The organism is Candidatus Pelagibacter sp. Uisw_121 (assembly GCF_047722545.1).
GTDB lineage: Bacteria > Pseudomonadota > Alphaproteobacteria > Pelagibacterales > Pelagibacteraceae > Pelagibacter.
Window position 1 is genome coordinate 682,050 of record NZ_CP159816.1, and the last position, 17,848, is coordinate 699,897.

General features: G+C 32.0%; 19 protein-coding genes and 1 pseudogene. All 20 read right to left on the reverse strand.

Features of this window, described 5'->3' with window-relative positions; all coding sequences use genetic code 11:
• Positions 1-4: 4 nt before the first annotated feature.
• The 20 genes and pseudogenes from rpsN to rpoB all read right to left on the reverse strand — a co-directional run bounded on the left by rpsN (position 5) and on the right by rpoB (position 17,837).
• Positions 5-310: a 30S ribosomal protein S14 gene (gene rpsN, locus ABXT52_RS03650; RefSeq protein WP_271492416.1), complete on the reverse strand. Its 306-nt coding sequence runs from the start codon at positions 308-310 to the stop codon at positions 5-7.
• A gap of 2 nt (positions 311-312) precedes the next feature.
• On the reverse strand, positions 313-867 hold the full coding sequence (gene rplE, locus ABXT52_RS03655; protein ID WP_415271250.1) for a 50S ribosomal protein L5: 555 nt from the start codon (positions 865-867) through the stop codon (positions 313-315).
• Complete coding sequence (rplX, locus tag ABXT52_RS03660; RefSeq protein ID WP_415271251.1) at positions 867-1,115, reverse strand: 50S ribosomal protein L24; 249 nt, start codon at positions 1,113-1,115, stop codon at positions 867-869. The genes rplE and rplX overlap by 1 nt, the downstream gene beginning before the upstream one ends.
• A gap of 1 nt (position 1,116) precedes the next feature.
• Positions 1,117-1,485, reverse strand: a complete 369-nt coding sequence (gene rplN / locus ABXT52_RS03665) for a 50S ribosomal protein L14 (RefSeq protein WP_271525609.1) — start codon at positions 1,483-1,485, stop codon at positions 1,117-1,119.
• Positions 1,482-1,718 carry a 30S ribosomal protein S17 gene (gene rpsQ, locus ABXT52_RS03670; protein ID WP_271492425.1) on the reverse strand — a complete coding sequence of 79 codons (237 nt, stop codon included), beginning with the start codon at positions 1,716-1,718 and terminating at the stop codon, positions 1,482-1,484. The genes rplN and rpsQ overlap by 4 nt, the downstream gene beginning before the upstream one ends.
• Complete coding sequence (gene rpmC, locus ABXT52_RS03675; RefSeq protein WP_271492428.1) at positions 1,711-1,902, reverse strand: 50S ribosomal protein L29; 192 nt, start codon at positions 1,900-1,902, stop codon at positions 1,711-1,713. The genes rpsQ and rpmC overlap by 8 nt, the downstream gene beginning before the upstream one ends.
• 1 nt (position 1,903) lies before the next feature.
• Positions 1,904-2,314, reverse strand: a complete 411-nt coding sequence (rplP, locus tag ABXT52_RS03680; RefSeq protein WP_271525610.1) for a 50S ribosomal protein L16 — start codon at positions 2,312-2,314, stop codon at positions 1,904-1,906.
• Positions 2,315-2,316: 2 nt separating this feature from the next.
• Positions 2,317-2,997 (reverse strand): 30S ribosomal protein S3, encoded by a 681-nt coding sequence (gene rpsC, locus ABXT52_RS03685; RefSeq protein WP_415271252.1) that lies wholly within the window; start codon positions 2,995-2,997, stop codon positions 2,317-2,319.
• On the reverse strand, positions 2,981-3,379 hold the full coding sequence (gene rplV, locus ABXT52_RS03690; protein WP_271492435.1) for a 50S ribosomal protein L22: 399 nt from the start codon (positions 3,377-3,379) through the stop codon (positions 2,981-2,983). Before rplV ends, rpsC begins: the two co-directional genes overlap by 17 nt.
• A 2-nt stretch (positions 3,380-3,381) precedes the next feature.
• Complete coding sequence (gene rpsS, locus ABXT52_RS03695; protein ID WP_271492437.1) at positions 3,382-3,675, reverse strand: 30S ribosomal protein S19; 294 nt, start codon at positions 3,673-3,675, stop codon at positions 3,382-3,384.
• Entirely contained in the window at positions 3,675-4,520 is an 846-nt protein-coding gene (rplB, locus tag ABXT52_RS03700; protein ID WP_415271253.1) for a 50S ribosomal protein L2, read from the reverse strand. The genes rpsS and rplB overlap by 1 nt, the downstream gene beginning before the upstream one ends.
• 3 nt (positions 4,521-4,523) lie before the next feature.
• On the reverse strand, positions 4,524-4,817 hold the full coding sequence (gene rplW / locus ABXT52_RS03705; RefSeq protein ID WP_271525613.1) for a 50S ribosomal protein L23: 294 nt from the start codon (positions 4,815-4,817) through the stop codon (positions 4,524-4,526).
• Position 4,818: 1 nt separating this feature from the next.
• A complete protein-coding gene (gene rplD / locus ABXT52_RS03710) occupies positions 4,819-5,442 on the reverse strand; it encodes a 50S ribosomal protein L4 (RefSeq protein ID WP_415271254.1) in 624 nt (207 codons plus the stop codon).
• A pseudogene (gene rplC / locus ABXT52_RS03715) lies at positions 5,442-6,153 on the reverse strand (50S ribosomal protein L3). Before rplC ends, rplD begins: the two are co-directional and overlap by 1 nt.
• 2 nt (positions 6,154-6,155) lie before the next feature.
• Entirely contained in the window at positions 6,156-6,464 is a 309-nt protein-coding gene (rpsJ, locus tag ABXT52_RS03720; RefSeq protein WP_006996810.1) for a 30S ribosomal protein S10, read from the reverse strand.
• 5 nt (positions 6,465-6,469) lie between these two features.
• The gene (fusA, locus tag ABXT52_RS03725) at positions 6,470-8,548 is read right to left on the reverse strand and encodes an elongation factor G (protein WP_415271255.1); all 2,079 of its coding nucleotides are present in this window, start codon (positions 8,546-8,548) and stop codon (positions 6,470-6,472) included.
• 6 nt (positions 8,549-8,554) lie between these two features.
• Entirely contained in the window at positions 8,555-9,025 is a 471-nt protein-coding gene (rpsG, locus tag ABXT52_RS03730; protein ID WP_415271256.1) for a 30S ribosomal protein S7, read from the reverse strand.
• 2 nt (positions 9,026-9,027) lie between these two features.
• Positions 9,028-9,399, reverse strand: coding sequence for a 30S ribosomal protein S12 (gene rpsL, locus ABXT52_RS03735; RefSeq protein WP_169036396.1), 372 nt, complete (start codon positions 9,397-9,399; stop codon positions 9,028-9,030).
• A gap of 174 nt (positions 9,400-9,573) precedes the next feature.
• Positions 9,574-13,743, reverse strand: a complete 4,170-nt coding sequence (rpoC, locus tag ABXT52_RS03740) for a DNA-directed RNA polymerase subunit beta' (RefSeq protein WP_415271257.1) — start codon at positions 13,741-13,743, stop codon at positions 9,574-9,576.
• 2 nt (positions 13,744-13,745) lie between these two features.
• Complete coding sequence (gene rpoB, locus ABXT52_RS03745; protein WP_415271258.1) at positions 13,746-17,837, reverse strand: DNA-directed RNA polymerase subunit beta; 4,092 nt, start codon at positions 17,835-17,837, stop codon at positions 13,746-13,748.
• Positions 17,838-17,848: the final 11 nt, after the last annotated feature.

A 17,848-nucleotide genomic window follows, 5' to 3' on the forward strand; every position in this document is an offset into this window, starting at 1 on the left:
CTTTCTACCAGCTCGACTTTGTCATGCCTGGAATCAATCCATGCAATCCTAAGTCCCTTAAAGCTATTCTTGATATTTTTAATTTTCTGTAAACACCATGTGGTCTTCCAGTAATTTGACATCTATTCATCACTCTATTTTTAGCTGAATTTCTTGGTAAATTAGATAATTTTTGCTGTGCTTTAAATCTTTCTTCAAGAGAAATTTTCTTATCCATGATAATTTTTTTTAAAGCTAATCTTTTTTTAAACAATCTATCTGAAAGTTTAATTCTTTTATCGTTTTTTTGAACTGCACTTACTTTAGCCATTTCTAATTGTCTCCTTTTTTGATAAATGGAAAATTTAATTTCTCTAGGAGCGCAAAACTATGCTCTTTGTTTATAGCAGCAATCACAACTACAACATCAAGACCTCTAATTTTGTCTATTCTATCAAAATTAACTTCATGAAAAATTATATGTTCTTTAATTCCAAAAGTATAATTGCCAAATTTATCAAAACCTTTGGGAGATAGACCTCTAAAATCTTTAATTCTTGGTAACGCAATATTAACTAGTCTATCAATAAACTCATACATTTTATTACCTCTTAGGGTAACTTTTAAGCCTGCATTAGTACCTTTTCTAGTTTTAAAGTTAGCAACAGATTTCTTAAATTTTGTAACTGTAGGTTTTTGTCCAGTAATTTTACCTAAATCTTCTTCAGTAGATTTCATAATTTTAGCATCAGCACCATCAAGACCTAGGCCCATATTAATAACAACTTTAACAAGTTTTGGTCCCTGAAAAGTATTCTTAAATCCTAATTGCTCTTTAAGGGCAGGTTGAATTTTTTTGTAGTAAAGTTCTTTTAATCTTGGTGTCATTATTTTTTAGCCTCAGTTTTTTTAATTTTTTCTTTTAAATCAATAAGTGCAAGGTTTGAAATATGTATAAAACTTTCTTTGGAAATAATTCCACCTTTTTTTTCTTTTGTAGTTTTAACGTGTTTTTTCACAATATTAATTCCTTGAACTTTTGCTCTGTTATTAGGTCTATCTATTTCAATAACCTCACCTTCTTTTTTTTTGTCTCTTCCAGTTAATACTTTTACTTTAGAACCTTTTTTAATCATTTTATAATACCTCTGGAGCTAATGAAATTATTTTCATTTGACCTCTACTTCTTAGTTCTCTTGTAACAGGTCCAAAAATCCTAGTTCCAACCGGTTCACCTTTGTCATCAACTAAAACTGCTGCATTGTTATCAAATTTAACTTTTGAACCATCGTCTCTATGAATTCCATATTTAACACGAACTACAACTGCTTTGTGTACAGAGCCTTTTTTAACTTTACCCTTAGGTATTGCTTCTTTTACAGCGACGACGATTGTATCACCAATACTAGCATATCTACGTTTTGATCCACCAAGAACCTTAATACATTCAATTCTTTTTGCACCAGTGTTGTCTGCGACTAACATTTCAGTTTGTACCTGTATCATTTAGAACCATCCATTACTTGAAATTTTTTATTTTTTGAAAATGGTTTACATTCAATAATTGAAACTTTATCTCCAGTTTTAAATTTATTATTTTCATCATGTGCATTATATTTTTTTTGTACTTTAACCACTTTTTTTAGCACTGGATGTGAATATTTTCTCTCTACTGCCACAGTAATTGTTTTATTAGGCTTATCACTAGTAACTACTCCTGTTAATATTTTTTTAGGCATTTAATTTTCCTTTTAGTATAGTTTTTAACCTTGCAATTGTTTTTTTTGTTTGTCCAATTTTTGATGGGTCTTTAATTTCAGAATTAATTCTTTGAAATCTAAAGTTAAATAAATCTTTTTTCAATTTATCTATGTTTTTTAAAACTTCGTCTTTAGATAATTTTTTAATTTCTTGTTTTTTCATATTATGCAAATCTTTTTATAAACTTAGTTTTAATGGGTAATTTAGCAGACGCTTTATAAAGAGCTTCTTTTGCAATTGCTTCTGAAACACCATCAATTTCAAATAAAATTCTACCAGGTTTAACTCTACATGCCCAATATTCGGGAGCACCTTTACCTTTACCCATTCTTACTTCAACAGGTTTTTTTGAAACTGGAATATTCGGAAAAATTCTAGTCCAAACACGACCTTGTCTTTTCATGTGTCTAGTTAGAGCAACCCTTGCAGCTTCAATTTGTTTACCAATAATTCTTTCAGGAGCCATGGCTTTTAAAGCAAATGATCCATAATTAATTTTCGCAGCACGTGTAGCTGTTCCATGAATTCTACCTTTGTGAGCTTTTCTATATTTTGTTCTTACTGGCTGTAACATAATTACTCTTTAACCTCTTTAGGTTTAACTTTATTTGTTTCCTGGCTAAATTCTCTTGCGAAAACTTCACCTTTGTAAATCCAAACTTTAATTCCAATAATTCCAAATGTTGTTAAAGCCTCTGCTTCATCGTAATCAATATCTGCTCTTAATGTATGAGAAGGAATACTGCCCTCTCTCAACCACTCTGTTCTTGCGATTTCGTTACCACCAAGTCTACCACTTATTGCAACCTTAATACCCTTGGCACCTAATCTCATACAAGACTGCATGGCTCTCTTCATTGCTCTTCTATATGATATTCTTTTTACTAGTTGTTGTGCAATATTTTCGGCTACTAAAAAAGCATTAGTTTCAGGCTTTTTAACTTCTTTGATGTTTAAAGATACCTCATTGCTTGTAAATTTAGATAAATTATTTTTAATTTTATCAATATCACTACCTTTTTTACCAATAACAAACCCTGGTCTTGAAGTGTAAATTGTAACAAAACATTTATTTGAAGTTCTCTCTATCATTACTTTTGATACACCAGAGTTAACTACATTTTTTTTGACATAGGCTCTAATTTTAAAATCTTCAATTAAATAATTGCCAAAATCCTTCTTTTTAGCATACCAAACAGAGTCCCAACCTCTATTCACACCAAGTCTAAAACCTATCGGATTAACTTTTTGTCCCATGACTCTCCATTTGTTTTGCTTCTGATAATATAATTGTAATTGTTGAATATGGTTTTAAAATTGGTGCAGCTCTACCTTTTGCTCTAGGTCTAAATCTTTTCATAACAACTTTTTTTCCACAATAAGCTTCTTTAACAATTAACTTATCAATATCATATTGATTATTATTTTCAGCATTAGCAATAGCAGATGAAACTGTTTTCCTAATCTCTCTAGTTATTCTTTTTGCTGAAAATTGTAATTCTCTAATAGCAACATCAACTTTTTTTCCAACAATTGCTTTAAGAATTGGATTAAGTTTTCTTACACTAGATCTAATATTGTTATTTACTGATCTAACAGTATCTACTTTAATTCTATTAATTTTCTTTTTCTTATTCATGGTTATTTCTTAGCTGTTGCTGGTTTTGCCTTTTTATCTGCAGGCGTATGCCCAAAAAATGTTCTTGTTGGTGAAAACTCACCAAGTTTGTGTCCAACCATATCTTCAGAAATGGTAACAGGTATAAATTTTTTCCCATTATAAATCAAAAAACTAACGCCAATAAATTCAGGAATTATAGTAGATTTTCTTGACCAAGTTTTAATTGGCATTTTTTTTGGGTCTAATTTTTGTTTTTCAACTTTTTTAATTAAGCTCTCTTCAACAAAAGGACCTTTCCATACTGATCTAGCCATTATTTTTTAGTATCCTTTCTTTTGTTTCTTCTTTTAACAATAAACTTATCTGTTCTTGCGTTTGTTCTTGTTTTTAATCCTTTTGCACCTTGGCCTGTCGGAGATACTGGATGTCTACCACCAGCACTCTTACCTTCACCACCACCGTGCGGGTGATCAACTGGATTCATTACAACTCCTCTTGTATGAGGTCTTCTACCTAGCCATCTTGATCTTCCAGCTTTACCAATCTTAATATTTTTTTGGTCTGGATTTGACAAGACACCGATTGTTGCCATGCATCTTGAGTCTATTCTTCTAACTTCGCCAGAGGTCATTTTAACCAATGAATAATTACCATCTAAACCACTTATAGTCACAGAGGTACCAGCAGATCTAGCTATTTTTCCACCACCACCTGGTTGCAATTCAACGTTATGAACGTTTACACCAACTGGAATATCTCTTAACGGCATACAATTACCAACTTTGATTTCTTTTGCAGAGCCATTTTCAACAACATCGCCAACGTTAATTTTTTGAGGTGCTAAATAATAAAAATGAGTTCCGTCTTCAAACTTAATTAACATAATATAACATGATCTGTTTGGGTCGTACTCGATACGCTCAACTGTGCCGGGCACATCAAATTTTTTTCTATAAAAATCTACAAGTCTATACATCTTCTTATGCCCACCACCTGACATATTTCTAGAAGTGATATGACCATTGTTATTTCTTCCACGCATTGAATTTTTAGGCTCAACAAGCATTTTAAAAGGTTTACCCTTCCATAGACCCGTTCTATCAACAAGAACTGTTCCTCTAGTAGATTTTGTATATGGTTTGAATGTTTTTAATGCCATTATTTAAATTCCTGTTGTTAGATCGATACTTTGACCTTTTTTTAAAGTTATAATTGCTTTTTTATATCCTTGAATATTTACTTTTTTCCCTCGTTTAACAACTTTTCTGTTTTGTTTATTAATTATGTTAATTTTAATAACATTTACTTTAAAAATTTTTTCAATATTTTTTTTTAAATTAGTTTTGTTAGCTTCTCTCGGAACTTTAAATACAATCTTATTTTGCTCAGAAAGATTTGTTGTCTTTTCAGTTAGCATTGGTGATAAAATTTTATCGTATAAATGTATCTTATCCATTTTAAGAATATCTCTTTTCTAGTTCTTTTATTGAACTTTCAGTAAACACAACTTTTTTAAATTTAATAATATCGAAGGCGCTAAAGTGGTTTACGTCAGTAACCTTAACATTTGGTATGTTTCTCATTGATTTTTCAACTTTATCTTTTGAAATCTTATCAAGAATTATTAATGAATGATTTAAATCAAATTTTTTAATGATTGAGTGCATTTCTTTAGTTTTTTTAATTTCAGTAGCAAAATCACTAAAGATTAATAAATTATTAAGTTTATTCTTTTCGGTAATTAGTGATGCTACGCTCAATTTTTTTTCACTTTTGTTAAGTTTTCTTTTTTTATAAGCTAGTTGACCTTTTGGACCGTGTGCTACACCACCACCAACAAATATAGGAGCTTTTCTACTCGCATGACGTGCTCCACCCGTTCCTTTTTGAGCATAAATTTTTGAAGTAGATCCCGCAATTTCATTCTGTTGTTTTGTTTTAGCGTGTCTACCTTTGTAGTTAGCATTAGTTTTATATAAAACGTTATCTACCAATTTTTTATTTATCTTTGCTGAAAAAATTTTATCCAAAACTTGAATCGAGTCCTTTTTTCCATCTAAATTTATTTTATCAATTTTCATTATCTTTTCTTTTTATCTGGTGTTTTTTTAGCCTCTTCAGCGGCAGCAATTTTTTCTTTAATAGTAAGTTTATTAATAACTTTAACTGATTGTTTTACTAATACTTCTGAGTTCTTAGAACCTGGTATTGAGCCTTTTAAGTATAATAATTCGTTTTCTAAATCAGTTTTAACTATCTCTAAATTTAGCATGGTTCGAACTCTGTCCCCCATATGACCAGCCATTTTTTTTCCTTTAAAAACTTTACCAGGATCTTGTCTTTGCCCTGTTGAACCATGAGATCTATGTGAAACAGAAACACCGTGTGTAGCTCTTAAACCACCAAAGTTATGTCTTTTCATTGCTCCTGCAAAACCTTTTCCTATAGTCTTTGAAGTGGTATCAACAAATTTGACTTCATTAAAAATTTCTAAACCAAATTCATTACCTTCTTTGTATGGCTCTGTATCTTTTACTCTAAATTCTTTTAATTTTTTCTTTGCTTCAGTATTTTTTTTTAGCATACATGCCCTTCATTGCTTTTGTAAGTTTTGAGCTTTTAATGTTACCAAAACCTAATTGTATAGCTTTATATCCACGTTTCTCTTCTTCAATCACACTAATAACTCTAGCTTTTTCCATTTTAATTACTGTAACAGGAACTAAACGACCAGTTTTATAAAACTCTCTTGTCATACCTATTTTTTTTCCAACTAAAGCTATTTCAGTCATAATTAAATTTTTATCTCCACATCGACACCGGATGCTAAATCAAGTTTCATTAAAGCCTCTACAGTTTGAGGAGTAGGTTCAATAATATCGATTAATCTTTTATGTGTTCTAGTTTCGAATTGTTCTCTACTTTTTTTATCAATATGTGGACCTTTAAGAACTGTATATCTTTCAATTCTAGTTGGTAAAGGTATTGGACCCTTGATAGTCGCTCCGGTTCTTTTAACAGTATTAACGATTTCTTCCGTAGATGCATCTAGAATTTTATTATCGTAAGCTCTTAATTTTATTCTAATATTTTGTTTTTCCATAATAATTATCCAGCAATCTTTTTAGTTACTTCATCCTGCACATTTTGTGGGACTTTAGAGTAATGATCAAAGAACATTGAGTATTGGGCTCTTCCTTGAGACATAGATCTCAAACTGTTTATATATCCAAACATATTAGCTAGAGGAACCATTGCCGTTATTACAGTTGCATTTCCTCTGCTTTCTTGCTCACTTATTTGACCTCTTCTACTATTTAAGTCACCAATAACATCACCCATATAATCTTCAGGAGTTACAACCTCAACTCTCATTACTGGTTCTAATAATTTTAATCCACCTCTAGTACAAGCTTCTTTGAAACAAGCTCTACCAGCAAGTTCAAATGCAAGAACACTCGAGTCAACATCATGGTGTAATCCATCTAAAATTGTAACTTTATAATCAATCATCGGAAATCCAGCTAAAATTCCACCATCAGATATTGTTTCAATACCCTTCTCAACACCTGGAATAAATTCTTTAGGAATTGATCCACCTTTAATTTTGCTATCAACCTCTCTTCCTTTACCTGGCTCTTGAGGTTCTACTAAAAGTTTAACTTTAGCAAACTGTCCAGCACCACCACTTTGTTTTTTGTGGGTGTACTCAAACTCAGATGCATTTTGAATAGTTTCACGGTAAGCAACCTGAGGTGCTCCAATATTTGCCTCAACATTAAATTCTCTTTTCATTCGATCAACAATAATATCTAAGTGCAATTCACCCATACCTTTAATTATTGTTTGACCAGATTCTTCATCTGAAGTTACTCTAAATGAAGGATCTTCTTTTGCTAATCTTGCTAAAGCTTCACCCATTTTTTCTTGGTCAGCTTTAGTTTTTGGCTCAACAGCAATTTCAATTACAGGTTCAGGAAATTCCATTGGCTCCAACAAAACTGGGTTAGCTTCATCACATAAAGTGTGACCTGTTATTGTGTATTTAAGTCCAGCTAGAGCAACAATATCTCCTGCGTTCGCCTCTTTAATATCTTCTCTAGAATTTGCATGCATTAAAAGCATTCTACCAACTCTTTCCTCTTTTTCTTTTGAGGTATTATAGACTGCTGTTCCAGTTTTAATTGTTCCAGAATAAATTCTTATAAAGGTTAATGATCCAACGAAGGGATCATTTGCAACTTTAAAGGCTAACGCTGAAAAGCCAGCACCGTCATCAAATTTCATTTCAACGATATCTTCAGTACCCGGTTTTGTCCCACTAATAGAGCCGATATCAATTGGACTTGGAAGATAATTAATAACTGAATCAAGTAACGGCTGAACACCTTTGTTTTTAAATGCTGAGCCAGTAGTTATTGGAACAAAACTAAAATTTAGTGTTCCTTTTCTTATACATTTAACTAAATCTTCCTCTTTAATTTCTTCACCATTTAAATAGCTTTCCATTAATTTTTCATCTTGTTCAACAGCTGTTTCAACAAGCTCAGTTCTATATTTTTGAGAAATTTCTTTTAAATCATCTGGAATCTCTTTGTATTCCCACTCTGCACCTAGTGCTTCATTTTTCCAAACCTGTGCCTTCATTTTAACTAAATCTACAACACCAGATAAGTCAGCTTCAATACCAATTGGAACTTGTATAACCAAAGGTTTGCAACCAAGTCTATCTCTAATCATATCTACACATCTATAAAAGTCTGCACCAGTTCTGTCTAATTTATTTACAAAACAAATTCTTGGAACTTTATATTTATCAGCCTGTCTCCATACTGTTTCAGATTGAGGTTCTACACCAGCCACACCATCAAAAACACAAACAGCACCATCTAAAACTTTTAATGATCTCTCTACTTCAATCGTAAAATCTACGTGACCAGGAGTATCGATGATATTAATTCTATGATCATTCCAAAAACAAGTTGTTGCTGCAGAGGTAATTGTAATTCCTCTTTCTTGTTCTTGCTCCATCCAATCCATTGTTGCTGCACCATCGTGAACTTCACCAATTTTGTGGCTTTTGCCTGTGTAGTATAAAATTCTTTCTGTAGTAGTGGTTTTACCAGCATCAATATGAGCCATAATTCCAATGTTTCTGTATGTGTCTAATGTATTCGTTCTAGCCATAGTTTTTTACCACCTAAAATGTGCAAAAGCCTTATTCGACTCAGCCATTTTATGTACATCTTCTCTTTTTTTAACTGCTGATCCTTTTTTTTCATAGGCGTCATACAGTTCATTAAAAATTTTATCTGACATATGCTTGTCTTTTCTTTTTCTTGAAGCATCAACTAACCATCTAATAGCAAGTGCTTGAGCACGTTTAGTTTTAACTTCAACAGGAACTTGATAGGTTGCACCACCAACTCTACGAGATCTAACTTCTACAGTAGGTTTGATATTACTTATTGCTTCATTAAAAACATTAATCGGCTCTTCTTTAGTTTTTGATTTAATTTTTTCAATTGCTTCATAAACTATTTTTTCAGCAACAACTTTTTTTCCATCATACATTATTGAGTTAATTAATTTAGGGATTATTGTAGAATTAAATATTGGGTCAGGAGTAACAACTTTTTTGGGTTGGGTTTTTTTTCTAGACATAATTATTTACCTTTTTTAGTTCCATATAAAGATCTACGTTTCTTTCTATTTGCAACTGCTTGTGTATCTAGATTTCCTCTAAGAATATGATAACGGACACCAGGTAAATCTTTAACACGACCACCTCTAATTAAAACTACTGAGTGTTCCTGTAAATTATGCCCTTCACCACCAATGTAAGCTGTAACTTCAAACCCATTCGAAAGTCTAACTCTTGCAACTTTTCTTAATGCAGAGTTTGGTTTTTTAGGAGTTGTTGTGTAAACTTTAAGACACACACCTCTTTTTAAAGGTTGTTTTTCAAGTGCAGGAACTTTATTTCTTGCAACTGGTCTAGTTCTTTTCTTTCTTAACAACTGATTAATAGTTGGCATAAATTTTTTTAATTAATTAATTAATTTATTTTTGAATGAAAATAACTGACAGGTTATTTTGTGGCAGCGTTTAGTTCCATAAAGTAGGTACTACATTCCAACCAAAAACAGCGTCAAAATACTATTAAATCTCTGATTGTCAAACTAAAACTACAAGTTAAACGTGTTTTTTTATTAATTTGCAGGAGTTTCGGTAGCCTCTACAGGCTCAATTTTTTCCTGATCAGCTAAAAATTTATTGTCAGCTGCAATGGCATTTTCGTTCCATTTATTCTTGATATGACCAGTTCCAGCTGGGACTAATCTACCCACTATAACGTTCTCTTTCAAACCATTTAAAGGATCAACTTTACCTTTAATTGCAGCATCAGTTAAAACTCTTGTAGTTTCTTGGAAAGAAGCTGCAGAAATAAATGACTCTGTTTGAAGAGAAGCTTTAGTAATACCCATTAAAACTCTTTCACCTAAAGCTGGATTTTTTCCTTCAGCTACAAGTTTTTCATTTGCATTATCAAACTTAATTCTATCAATCATTTCTCCAGGTAGGTATGAAGAATCACCTGAGGTTTTGATTTCAACTTTTTTAAGCATTTGTCTTAATATTGTTTCGATGTGTTTGTCATTAATAATCACACCCTGCAATCTATAAACTTCTTGAACTTGGTTTACAAAGTACTCTGTTAAATCTTTAATACCTAAAATTCTCAAAATATCGTGAGGTAGTGGCTGACCATCCAATAAGTACTCACCTTTTTTAATTTTTTCACCTTGGTTAAAGTTAATATGTTTACCCTTTGGTATTAAATAATTTGAAGGTTCACCGTTATCGGGTTGAATTGAAATTTTTTGTTTACCTCTAACTTCTTTTCCAAACAATACTTGTCCGTCATTCTCAGCAATAATTGCACTATCTTTCGCTTTTCTAGCTTCAAATAATTCTGCTACACGTGGTAATCCTCCAGTAATATCTTTTGTTTTAGTCGTTTCTTTTGGAAGTCTTGCGATTATATCACCAGCAAATATTTTTTGACCATCTTTTACAGAAAGAATTGAATCAGGAACTAAATAGTATCTTGCTTCATTATCATCAGCTTTCTTGATTACATTACCTTTTTCATCTCTTAAAGTAATTCTTGGTTTTAAATCTGTGTTTTTAGATTGCGCTCTCCAATCAACAACTGATTTGGAAGAAATACCAGTAGCGTCATCTGTTGTTTCTTGAATCGAAACACCATCAATTAAATCAACATATCCTGCCACACCACTTTTTTCTGCAATTACTGGGGTTGTGTAAGGATCCCACTCACAGATTTTTTCATTTGTTTTTACTTTATCACCATTTTGAAAAAATAATTTTGATCCATAAGCAACTTTATAAATTGCAACTTGAACACCATTATCGTCTTCTATCGATAACTGGGTATTTCTCCCCATAACAATTAAATTTTTCTTTGAATCTTCTAATAAGTTCGAGTTTATAATTTTTAAAGTTCCAGCAGTTTTTGTTACAATTTGAGATTCTTGCTTAACAGAAGCGGTACCACCAACGTGGAAAGTTCTCATTGTTAACTGGGTACCAGGCTCACCAATTGATTGAGCTGAAATCATACCTATAGCCTCACCAACATGAACCATTTTTCCTCTAGATAGATCTCTTCCATAACAAGTAGCACAAACACCAACTTTTGAACTGCATGTCATTACTGAGTAAGCTTTGATAAATTTAACACCTGCTGCATCAATTTTATCACAACCCGATTCATCAATCATAGTTTCTTTTTTAATAACCACTTCACCTGTAATAGGATTTTTTACATCAAAAGCTGTTACTCTTCCAAGCGCTCTTTCTGACAAACTAACAACAACATTTCCACCTTCTAAAATTTCTCCCAATTCAATAAACCCAGGATTATCACACTTAATTTTAGAGATTGTTAAGTCTTGAGCTACGTCACAAAGTCTTCTAGTTAAATAACCTGAGCTTGCAGTTTTTAGGGCTGTATCAGCTAAACCTTTTCTGGCTCCGTGTGTTGAGTTGAAATATTCTAAGGCCGTTAATCCTTCTTTGAAGTTAGAAATAATTGGTGTTTCGATAATTTCACCAGAAGGTTTAGCAATAAGTCCTCTCATACCAGCCAACTGTTTCATTTGCGCAGCTGAACCTCTGGCTCCACTATCTGCCATCATAAATACTGAGTTAATCTTCATGCCATCAGGAGTACTTTCCGTAGCTGAAATACCTCTCATCATTTCACCAGCAACTTTGTCTGTACATTTTGACCAAGCATCAACAACTTTATTATATTTCTCGCCTCTAGTAATTAAACCTTCTGAATATTGATTCTCATAATCAGCAATTAATTTTTTAGTATCATCAATCAGTTGACCTTTGTTTGCGGGAATAACCAAATCATCTTTACCAAAAGAAATACCTGCTTTAAATGCATGTTTGAAACCTAAGTCCTTTAAATGATCACAAAATATAACTGTAGTTTTCTGACCACAAAACCTGAAAACGCTATCGATAATTTCTGAAACTGTTTTTTTAGGAAGTAGTCTGTCAATCATTGAAAAAGTAATATCTTTATGTTTTGGGAGTAAATTGGCTAATAAAAATCTTCCAGCAGTTGTTGTGTGTTTTTCAACTCTTTTGTTACCTTTTTCATCTAGTGTTTCAAATCTAGAAACAATAGTAGAGTGAACTTTTATTTGACCGGTTGATAAAGCATGTTCAATTTCATCATTATTTATAAAGTAACCATCTGGCTTTTCTGTTTGAAAAGGTGCTTGGGATAAATAGTATAGACCTAAAATCATATCCTGACTCGGTACTATGATAGGTTTCCCGTTTGATGGACTTAAGATATTATTTGTTGATAACATTAAAATTCTAGCTTCTAGTTGAGCCTCTAAACTTAGAGGAACGTGAACAGCCATTTGATCACCATCAAAGTCGGCATTAAAAGCTGCACAACATAATGGGTGTAGTTCAATTGCATCTCCTTCAATTAACTTAGGTTCAAAAGCTTGAACCCCTAGTCTGTGAAGTGTTGGTGCACGGTTTAATAAAACTGGGTGCTCTCTTACAATAAGTTCTAATGCATCCCAGACAGCATTCGTTTCTTTTTCTACTAATTTTTTTGCCTGTTTAATTGTGGAAGCTAATCCTAATTTATTTAATCTAGCATACAAGAATGGTTTAAATAATTCTAAAGCCATCTTCTTAGGTAAGCCACATTCATGCAGTTTAAGGTCTGGCCCTACAACAATTACAGATCTTCCTGAATAATCTACCCTTTTTCCTAGTAAGTTTTGTCTAAATCTACCTTGCTTACCTTTAAGCATTTCTGCTAAGGATTTAAGTGGACGTTTACCAGTTCCAGTAATTACTCTTCCTCTACGACCATTATCAAATAATGCGTCAACAGATTCTTGAAGCATTCTTTTTTCATTTCTAACAATAATGTCTGGCGCTTTTAAATCCATCAATCTCTTAAGACGATTATTTCTGTTTATAACTCTTCTATAAAGATCATTAAGATCTGATGTTGCAAATCTTCCACCATCTAATGGAACTAAAGGTCTTAATTCAGGTGGTATAACTGGTATAACAGTTAAAATCATCCATTCTGGCTTTTGACCAGTTTCTATAAATGACTCGATTAATTTAAGTCTTTTAATAGATCTTTCTTCATTAACTTTTGATTTTGTTTCTTTAATTATGTTAATTAAAAGCTTTCTTTCAAGTTCAAGATCCATTGATTTAAGAATAGATAAAATTGCTTCAGCACCAATACCTGCTTCAAAAGATTCTTCCCCAAACTCATCTTGGTATTTTGCTAATTCTTCTTCGTTAAGTAATTGGTTTTTTTGAAGACCAGTTAAACCGGGCTCAGTAACTATGAAGTTTTCGAAATAAAGAACTCTTTCAACTTCTTTTAATTTCATGTCAACGGCTAACGAAATTCTACTAGGTAAAGATTTTAAAAACCAAATGTGAGCAACAGGAGTAGCAAGGTTTATGTGACCCATTCTCTCTCTTCTTACATTAGACTTTGTTACTTCAACTCCACATTTTTCACAAATAATTCCTCTAAACTTCATACGCTTGTACTTACCACACAAGCACTCGTAATCTTTTATTGGTCCAAAAATTCTAGCACAAAACAAACCATCTTTTTCTGGTCTAAAAGTTCTGTAGTTAATAGTTTCAGGTTTTTTAATTTCACCATATGTCCAGGATTTAATTTTTTCAGGGCTAGCTAAAGTAATTTTAATGCTATTAAAATTTTGCGCCTCAGAAACTTCACTATTTTTAAATAAGTCTGTTAATTCTTTTTTCATATTTAATTTAACTCTATATTTAGTGCTAATGATTTAATTTCTTTAACTAGAACGTTAAATGACTCTGGTATTCCAGATTCAAAATTCTCTTCACCTTTAACAATTGTTTCGTAAACTTTAACTCTTCCGGCAACATCATCTGACTTAACCGTTAAAATTTCTTGTAATGTATATGAAGCTCCATAAGCTTCAAGAGCCCATACTTCCATTTCACCGAATCTTTGTCCACCAAGTTGAGCTTTACCACCCAATGGCTGTTGAGTTACAAGACTGTAAGGTCCAGTAGATCTTGCATGAATTTTATCCTCAACTAAGTGATGTAATTTAAGCATATAAATAATTCCAACTGTTACAGGTCTATCAAACATTTCACCTGTTCTACCGTCCCATAAATTTGTTTGACCAGAAGTGGGCAACTTAGCTAACTCAAGCATTTCGGAAACATCTTTTTCTTTTGCTCCATCAAAAACAGGAGTTGAAATAGCTATACCATTTTGTAGATTTTCACATAAATCTGCAAATTCAGTCTTGTTTAATTTATCAATACCTCCATCAAAAACTTCTTTTCCATAAACTGATGTTAAAAAGGATGAAATTTTTTGAGTTTTCTCAAATTTCTTATTATTTTCATTTACTAATCTTTTAACTTCTTCCCCAAATTCTTTACAAGCCCAACCAAGGTGAGTTTCTAGGATTTGACCTACGTTCATACGACTTGGAACCCCAAGTGGATTTAATACGATATCAACTGGTCTTCCATCTTCTCTATAAGGCATATCTTCGACAGGTACGATTTTACTAACAACACCCTTGTTTCCATGTCTTCCCGACATCTTGTCACCAGGTCTTAATCTTCTCTTAATTGCAACGAAAACTTTTACCATTTTCATCACACTTGGTAATAAATCATCACCACTTCTAATTTTTAAAACCTTATCCTCAAATCTTTCTTGAATATCTTGTTTTGCTTGATTGTATTGATCTTTTAATTGAGCAATACTCGCCTCATCGTTAACATTGTCTACTGTTATTTTGAATACATCATTAATGTTAATCTTATTAATCGTTTCTAGATCAAGTTTAGTACCTTCATCTAAGTCTTTTATCTTTTTAGTTAAAGAAGCTCCAGATAAAATCTGGTTAGCTCTTTGCTTTATGCTTCTCTCTAAAATTTCTTCCTCTACAATTTTATCTTGTTGAACAGTCTCAATTTCAGCTCTTTCAATTGTTATAGATCTTTCATCTTTTTCTATACCATGTCTATTAAATACTCTAACATCAACAATCGTTCCACTGCTTCCTCTAGACATTTTTAATGATGTGTCGGTTACATCGATTGCTTTTTCACCAAAAATAGATCTTAATAATTTTTCTTCTGGTCCAGACGCTGAATCACCTTTTGGAGTAACTTTACCAACCAGTATATCTCCAGCTTTTACTTCAGCACCAATGTATACGATCCCAGATTCATCAAGATTTTTTAGGGCTTCTTCATTTACGTTTGGAATATCTCTAGTGATTTCTTCTTCACCTAACTTTGTATCTCTAGCCATAACTTCATATTCAACAATATGAACTGATGTAAATACATCGTCAGTAACACATCTTTCAGAAATTAAAATAGAATCTTCAAAATTGTAACCTTGCCAAGGCATAAATGCTACTGTCACATTTTTTCCAAGTGCTAATTCACCTAGCTTAGTAGATGGTCCATCAGCAATAATATCACCTGATTTAACCTTATCACCTACTCTAACAAGTGGTTTTTGGTTAATACATGTATTTTGATTTGATCTTTTAAATTTTTGCAAGTTATAAATATCTACACCTGATTTTGTGAAATCTGTTTCTTCAGTTGCTTTAATTACAATTCTTTTTCCATCAATTTTATCAACAGTGCCATCACGATTAGCAACAATAGTTACGCCTAAGTCAAGAGCCACATCACTTTCGATACCAGTACCAACCAAAGGTGACTCTGGTTTTAATAAAGGAACCGCTTGTCTCATCATGTTAGATCCCATTAGGGCTCTATTCGCATCATCATTTTCTAAGAAAGGAATCAAAGAAGCTGCAACAGAAACCAACTGTTTAGGTGAAACATCAATATAATCAATTTTACTTGGATTTGATAAAACGAAGTTTAAATTTTCTCTACAAGGAACAAGCTCTTCCAAAATTTTTCCATTTTTATCTATTTTTGCATTGGCTTGAGCGATTGTGTATTTAGTTTCTTCCATCGCTGAAAGATATTCAACTTTTTCTTGAACTACACCGTTTTGAACTTTTTTATAAGGGCTCTCAATGAAACCATATTTATTAATCTTAGCATAAGTTGATAAACTATTAATCAGACCAATATTTGGTCCCTCTGGGGTTTCAATTGGGCAAATTCTTCCATAGTGCGTTGGGTGAACATCACGTACTTCAAAACCAGCTCTTTCTCTAGTTAAACCACCCGGACCTAAAGCTGAAACTCTTCTCTTGTGTGTAATTTCAGACAATGGATTTGTTTGATCCATAAATTGTGAAAGTTGTGAACTTACAAAAAAATCCTTGAGAGAAACTGTTAAAGGTTTTGCATTAATTAAATCTTGGGGCATCGCCAATTCAATGTCAAGAGTTGTCATTTTTTCTTTAATAGCTCTTTCCATTCTGTAAACACCAACACGTGCTTGGTTTTCAACAAGTTCACCGACAGATCTTACTCTTCTATTTCCCAAATGATCAATATCATCAACTTCATCTTTACCATCTCTTAAATCTAACATTTTATGAACAATGGCAATTACATCATCATTTCTTAAAATTGTAATCTTATCAGAACACTCAAGGTTTAATCTTGAATTCATCTTAACTCTACCAACATCAGAAAGGTCATACCTGTCTGAACTAAAGAATAAGTTATTAAATATTTGCGTAGCAATCTCAACTGTTGGTGGTTCACCTGGTCTTAAAACTTTATAAATCTCAGTAATTGCGTCATTTTTAGAATTATTTTTATCATTTAAAATTGTTGTTAACAAATAAGGACCTTTGTTTATCGAATTTGTAATAGAAATCTCAATCGAGTTTATGTTGGCTTCTAAAATTTGTTTAATAATGGTGTTATTTAGTTCTGTACCAATTCCAAAAGTTCCTTCTTCTTCTTCATCACTAACTTTAACTTCTGTATGTAAATATTTGCCAATTAAAGTTTCTTGGGATACTAAAATTTCTTTAAGACCATCTGTTGCAAGTTTTTTAGCAGTTAAAAAATTAATTTTATCACCAAGTTTAATTACGACATTTCCATTTTTAGCATCTGTAACTTCTTCAGAAAAGTTTTTAGCTTTGTAATTTTCAGGATTAAATTTTGTTTTCCATTTTCCTGTTTTTCCATCAAATGAATAAGTGTCTTTAGCATAAAATTCATTAGCTATTTCAGATTTAGATAAACCTAAAGCCATTAAAAGAGTTGAAGCAAATATTTTTTTCTTTCTATCTATCTTAAAGTATAAAAAATCTTTAACATCGTACTCTAAATCTAACCAAGATCCTCTATTAGGAATAACTCTACAATTAAATAATAATTTTCCACTAGCGTGAGATTTACCCTTGTCGTGATCAAAAAAAACTCCCGGACTTCTGTGCATTTGGTTTACGACAACTCTTTGAACACCATTTGTTATGAAAGTTCCACTATCAGTCATCATGGGTACTTCACCCATATAAACTTCCTGTTCTTTTGCAGATAAAATATCTTTTGTACTGTTTTCTTGATCTATTTCGTAGACAACTAATCTTAATGTACATTTTAATGCTGACGTAAAAGATAATCCTCTTTGAATACATTCTTCAGTATCAAATTTTGGTTTTTCAAGTCTATAAGAAACATATTCTAATGTTGCTTTATCATTTAAGTCTTCAATTGGAAAAATACTTTTAAAAACTCTATCGAACCCCTTTGATAGATCTCCAGCTTCATTATCAAAGTCTGTGAGCTGTTTGTATGAATTTTTTTGAACTTCAATTAAATTTGGGATAGATAAAGTTTCCGCAAGCTTTCCAAAGCTTTTTCTTACATTTTTCTTTTGAGTAAAAGATAATTGCATTTATTACTAAT

What these genes read in the sequence shown, in the direction of transcription:
- rpsN (WP_271492416.1), bottom strand. Translation starts at nt 310, where the DNA reads ATGGCTAAAGTAAGTGCAGTTCAAAAAAACGATAAAAGAATTAAACTT.
- rplE (WP_415271250.1), bottom strand. Translation starts at nt 867, where the DNA reads ATGACACCAAGATTAAAAGAACTTTACTACAAAAAAATTCAACCTGCC.
- rplX (WP_415271251.1), bottom strand. Translation starts at nt 1,115, where the DNA reads ATGATTAAAAAAGGTTCTAAAGTAAAAGTATTAACTGGAAGAGACAAA.
- rplN (WP_271525609.1), bottom strand. Translation starts at nt 1,485, where the DNA reads ATGATACAGGTACAAACTGAAATGTTAGTCGCAGACAACACTGGTGCA.
- rpsQ (WP_271492425.1), bottom strand. Translation starts at nt 1,718, where the DNA reads ATGCCTAAAAAAATATTAACAGGAGTAGTTACTAGTGATAAGCCTAAT.
- rpmC (WP_271492428.1), bottom strand. Translation starts at nt 1,902, where the DNA reads ATGAAAAAACAAGAAATTAAAAAATTATCTAAAGACGAAGTTTTAAAA.
- rplP (WP_271525610.1), bottom strand. Translation starts at nt 2,314, where the DNA reads ATGTTACAGCCAGTAAGAACAAAATATAGAAAAGCTCACAAAGGTAGA.
- rpsC (WP_415271252.1), bottom strand. Translation starts at nt 2,997, where the DNA reads ATGGGACAAAAAGTTAATCCGATAGGTTTTAGACTTGGTGTGAATAGA.
- rplV (WP_271492435.1), bottom strand. Translation starts at nt 3,379, where the DNA reads ATGAATAAGAAAAAGAAAATTAATAGAATTAAAGTAGATACTGTTAGA.
- rpsS (WP_271492437.1), bottom strand. Translation starts at nt 3,675, where the DNA reads ATGGCTAGATCAGTATGGAAAGGTCCTTTTGTTGAAGAGAGCTTAATT.
- rplB (WP_415271253.1), bottom strand. Translation starts at nt 4,520, where the DNA reads ATGGCATTAAAAACATTCAAACCATATACAAAATCTACTAGAGGAACA.
- rplW (WP_271525613.1), bottom strand. Translation starts at nt 4,817, where the DNA reads ATGGATAAGATACATTTATACGATAAAATTTTATCACCAATGCTAACT.
- rplD (WP_415271254.1), bottom strand. Translation starts at nt 5,442, where the DNA reads ATGAAAATTGATAAAATAAATTTAGATGGAAAAAAGGACTCGATTCAA.
- rpsJ (WP_006996810.1), bottom strand. Translation starts at nt 6,464, where the DNA reads ATGGAAAAACAAAATATTAGAATAAAATTAAGAGCTTACGATAATAAA.
- fusA (WP_415271255.1), bottom strand. Translation starts at nt 8,548, where the DNA reads ATGGCTAGAACGAATACATTAGACACATACAGAAACATTGGAATTATG.
- rpsG (WP_415271256.1), bottom strand. Translation starts at nt 9,025, where the DNA reads ATGTCTAGAAAAAAAACCCAACCCAAAAAAGTTGTTACTCCTGACCCA.
- rpsL (WP_169036396.1), bottom strand. Translation starts at nt 9,399, where the DNA reads ATGCCAACTATTAATCAGTTGTTAAGAAAGAAAAGAACTAGACCAGTT.
- rpoC (WP_415271257.1), bottom strand. Translation starts at nt 13,743, where the DNA reads ATGAAAAAAGAATTAACAGACTTATTTAAAAATAGTGAAGTTTCTGAG.
- rpoB (WP_415271258.1), bottom strand. Translation starts at nt 17,837, where the DNA reads ATGCAATTATCTTTTACTCAAAAGAAAAATGTAAGAAAAAGCTTTGGA.